This window comes from Burkholderia sp. WAC0059 (genome assembly GCF_002870125.1).
Taxonomy (GTDB): domain Bacteria; phylum Pseudomonadota; class Gammaproteobacteria; order Burkholderiales; family Burkholderiaceae; genus Paraburkholderia.
On the sequence record NZ_PNEO01000057.1, the window covers coordinates 1 to 1,238 of the forward strand.

Annotated in this window: 1 protein-coding gene and 1 pseudogene; both read left to right on the forward strand. The window is 58.8% G+C overall.

Annotation, left to right across the window (positions count from 1 at the left end):
* Positions 1-854, forward strand: a pseudogene (locus CY652_RS24310) (hypothetical protein); the annotation flags it as partial.
* A 221-nt stretch (positions 855-1,075) separates the two neighbouring features.
* The coding region (locus CY652_RS25185; RefSeq protein ID WP_146010215.1) for a type II secretion system protein at positions 1,076-1,238 on the forward strand (163 nt) is incomplete at its 3' end.

A 1,238-nucleotide genomic window follows, 5' to 3' on the forward strand; every position in this document is an offset into this window, starting at 1 on the left:
CCGTCGACACCTACGCCGATCTCCCCAGTCCCTCGTCCACGCCCCCGCCCGAAGCCGGCGACGTGGCCGTCACGATGGACACGGGCCGCGCCTTCGTCTGGACCGGCGGCACCTGGCAGGCCCTCGCCGTCGACCAATACGGCAACCTCTCGGTGCCGGGCTGGATTGATCTCGGCAATAAGCAGGTGGGCTCCGCGTGCTCGCCGGATTCGGACAACGAAACGCAGGTGGCAACCGATTCCAACGGGGACGTGCTGTCCTGCCGAAACGGGACTTGGCAGCCTCAGTTCGAGTACCAGGGAGGGCCGGCTAAAGTGGGCAATCTGCCGTGCTTCCACCTAGCGGCTACCAGTGCGAACGACTATCCAGAATGCAGTAACTCTGTGTCCTCGCCCAATAACCAGTCTACCGGCAGTAACGGAAATACCATTACTCAATATACATACGATTGGTGGTATTCCTTCACCATTGGTTACCCTACAGATTTCTCCGCCGACGTCTCGTCATGGGCGCATGTAGACACTCGTACCTGTGGTTCGGCCTCTGGAAGCAGGACGGCGAAAATCTTTCAAAGTATCGGTATTTATGCTTTGGACAGCAGCGGGAAGGTTCCTACAGGGGAACCGCCAGTTGCATACTCAGAATCGGAGAGCCCCGAAGTTACCAACGATACCGTCAGCATTAACACTTCGGTCGTACAGCCAGTAGTAAGCGACCCTAACGGTTATGAAGCCCTGGTCACGATGACCGCATGGACCGACAATTTTTCGTTGAGTGACTGGAATAGTTGCGATGGCAATGGCAACCCCACTTCGCCGTTAGTGATGGGGTATGGGATCAATGCTGAAAATTGAATGTCGCAATGCCATAATTCGTGGAGACACTACCTGTCGGGCAGCATTGCCGTCTATGCGGCAGGCGAGCAAGCGGCGGCGGCGCGAAACCCAACGGCCACCGTGTCCCAAGGCATAATCGTGCCCGCTGCAATGTCCGGCATTTCCCGAACGGCGCGCCCGTCCGGGAAGCGCTGGGCATATTCTGAAACCGGGGATTTTCAGTTCAAAGAGTCAACCAAGTGGAGTCAAGTCGCACGCTCCGTCAACGGGGCTTCACCCTGCTGGAAACGCTGGCCGTGCTCGGCATCGCCGCCATCCTGCTCACCGGACTGCTCGCCCTCGTCAACACCGCCTACAGCAACTCCCGCGGGCAGCAAACCGCGCGCTACCAGGCCCAGCTCG